This window comes from Veillonella sp. CHU732 (assembly GCF_003992085.1).
Lineage (GTDB): Bacteria > Bacillota > Negativicutes > Veillonellales > Veillonellaceae > F0422.
Genome location: NZ_RQVC01000026.1, coordinates 1 through 3,211, shown reverse-complemented (window position 1 = coordinate 3,211; position 3,211 = coordinate 1). Strand labels below are relative to the sequence as shown.

Here is a 3,211-nt window from a genome sequence, read left to right as displayed (position 1 = left end):
TTGGTCTCTTAGAGTTGACTCTAAGGGTTAGACCAAGCACATAGATTCTCTAAATTAACTTATAAGGTGAGAGCATCCGAAAGGATGACTCTAAAGCAAAAGACATAACCATATGTCACTATCAAGTAAAGATAGTAAGGGCATACGGTGGATGCCTTGGCTATACTGGCCGAAGAAGGACGCGGTAAGCTGCGAAAAGCTACGGAGAGGTGCAAGCGACCATTGACCCGTAGATATCCGAATGGGGGAACCCGGCAGAGAAAAGCTCTGTCACCCATACCAGAGAGTATGAGGAGGGCACCTGGGGAACTGAAACATCTAAGTACCCAGAGGAAAAGTAATCAAACGAGATTCTCTTAGTAGCGGCGAGCGAACGGGGAAGAGCCCAAACCGGACTGGTTCGCCAGACCGGGGTTGAGGACTGCTAACAAGCATAAATGGGATAGACGAACCGACTTGGAACGGTCGGCCGAAGAAGGTGAAAGCCCTGTAGTCGAAATCCTGCATATGTGGAGCAGTATCCAGAGTACCACGAGACACGTGAAACCTTGTGGGAAGCAGGGGGGACCACCCTCCAAGGCAAAATACCAGTATGGACCGATAGCGCATAGTACCGTGAGGGAAAGGTGAAAAGCACCCCGGGAGGGGAGTGAAAGAGAACCTGAAACCGTATGTCTACAAACAGTCGAAGACCGTATAATTGCAGGTCGACGGCGTGCCTATTGAAGAATGAACCGGCGAGTTACTGTCACTAGCGAGGTTAAGCGGAAAACGTGGAGCCGAAGCGAAAGCGAGTCTGAATAGGGCGAATAGTTAGTGGTAGTAGACCCGAAACCGTAGTGATCTATCCATGGCCAGGTTGAAGCACAGGTAAAATTGTGTGGAGGACCGAACTCGTGAGCGTTGAAAAGCTTTGGGATGAGTTGTGGATAGGGGTGAAATGCCAATCGAACACGGAGATAGCTGGTTCTCCCCGAAATAGCTTTAGGGCTAGCCTCATGGTAAAGAGTATAGGCGGTAGAGCTCTGATCGGGCTAGGGCCCACACCGGGTACCGAACCTAGTCAAACTACGAATGGCTATACTTATACATGGGAGTCAGACTATGAGTGATAAGGCCCATAGTCAAGAGGGAAACAGCCCAGACCACCGACTAAGGCCCCCAATGCTGCATTAAGTGGCAAAGGATGTGGAGTTTCCAAAACAACCAGGATGTTGGCTTAGAAGCAGCCACCATTTAAAGAGTGCGTAATAGCTCACTGGTCGAGAGACTCTGCGCCGAAAATGTCCGGGGCTAAAATGCAGAGCCGAAGTCGTGGCAATGGTAGTAATACCATTGGGTAGGGGAGCGTTCTTATTGGATTGAAGCAGTACCGGAAGGAGCTGTGGACTGGTAAGAAGTGAGAATGCCGGTATGAGTAGCGAAAAGAAAGGTGAGAATCCTTTCCACCGAAAGCCTAAGGGTTCCTGAGCAACGATCGTCGTCTCAGGGTAAGTCGGGACCTAAGCCGAGGCGGAAAAGCATAGGCGATGGACAACAGGTTGAAATTCCTGTACTAGTATGAATTGTTTGATCGATGGAGTGACGCAAACAGGTAGGTTAGCATGCGATTGGAAGTGCATGTTTAAGCGTGTAGGTTGAGTAATAGGTAAATCCGTTACTCTAAAAGCTGAGGCGTGATGACGAGCTCATTAGAGTGAAGTAATTGATCCTAAGTTGCCGAGAAAAGCTTCTAGGTAGAGACATACTACCCGTACCAAAACCGACACAGGTAGGCGGGGAGAGAATCCTAAGGTGCGCGGGAAAACCCTCGTTAAGGAACTCGGCAAAATGCATCCGTAACTTCGGGAAAAGGATGACCCATGTAGTGTGAAAGCTTGTAACGGCTGGAGCATGAATGGGTGGCACAAGAGAGGCGCAAGCGACTGTTTACCACAAACACAGGTGCCTGCTAAAGCGAAAGCTGACGTATAGGTGCTGACACCTGCCCGGTGCTGGAAGGTTAAGAGGAGGGGTTAGGAGTAATCCGAAGCTCTGAATTGAAGCCCCAGTAAACGGCGGCCGTAACTATAACGGTCCTAAGGTAGCGAAATTCCTTGTCGGGTAAGTTCCGACCCGCACGAAAGGTGTAACGACTTGCGCACTGTCTCAACGAGGGACCCGGTGAAATTGAAGTACCTGTGAAGATGCAGGTTACCCGCGACTGGACAGAAAGACCCCATGGAGCTTTACTGTAACTTAGGATTGATTTTAGTTAATGAATGTACAGGATAGGTGGGAGACGTAGAAGCTAGGGCGCTAGTCTTAGTGGAGTCGCTGTTGGGATACCACCCTTTGATTAATTGAAATCTAACGGGAAGAGTAACGACCTTCCGGACAGTCCTAGGTGGACAGTTTGACTGGGGCGGTCGCCTCCTAAAGAGTAACGGAGGCGCCCAAAGGTTCCCTCAGAGCGGACGGAAATCGCTCGAAGAGTGTAAAGGCAGAAGGGAGCTTGACTGCGAGACCAACAAGTCGAGCAGGGACGAAAGTCGGGCTTAGTGATCCGGTGGTGCCGAGTGGAAGGGCCATCGCTCAACGGATAAAAGCTACCCTGGGGATAACAGGCTAATCTCTCCCAAGAGTCCATATCGACGGGGAGGTTTGGCACCTCGATGTCGGCTCATCACATCCTGGGGCTGAAGTAGGTCCCAAGGGTTCGGCTGTTCGCCGATTAAAGTGGTACGTGAGCTGGGTTCAGAACGTCGTGAGACAGTTCGGTCCCTATCCATCGCGGGCGAAAGAAACTTGAAGGGGGCTGCTCCTAGTACGAGAGGACCGGAGTGGACGAACCGCTGGTGTACCAATTATCCTGCCAAGGGTACAGTTGGGTAGCTACGTTCGGGACGGATAAACGCTGAAAGCATCTAAGCGTGAAACCAGCCTTGAGATGAGGTTTCTCATAGCATAAGCTAGTAAGATCCCATGTAGACGACATGGTTGATAGGCCAGGTGTGGAAGTGCTGCAAGGCATGGAGCTGACCGGTACTAATAGATCGAGGGCTTTACTTAAACAACAAACTTGTAAGTTAATATATTATCTTTCTATGTAGTTTTCAGGGAACACCCTGACAAATTCAGTGACGATGGCTACGAGGAACCACCTGTTCCCATCCCGAACACAGTAGTTAAGCTCGTAAACGCCGAAAGTACTTGGCTGGAAACGGCCTGG

At 50.2% G+C, this 3,211-nt stretch carries 2 rRNA genes; both read left to right on the top strand.

The features are described 5' to 3' along the window. Window positions 1–124: 124 nt before the first annotated feature. Window positions 125–3,051: ribosomal RNA gene (locus tag EO121_RS08520) — 23S ribosomal RNA — on the top strand. A 64-nt stretch (window positions 3,052–3,115) separates the two neighbouring features. Continuing rightward, window positions 3,116–3,211: ribosomal RNA gene (gene rrf, locus EO121_RS08515) — 5S ribosomal RNA — on the top strand; the annotation flags it as partial.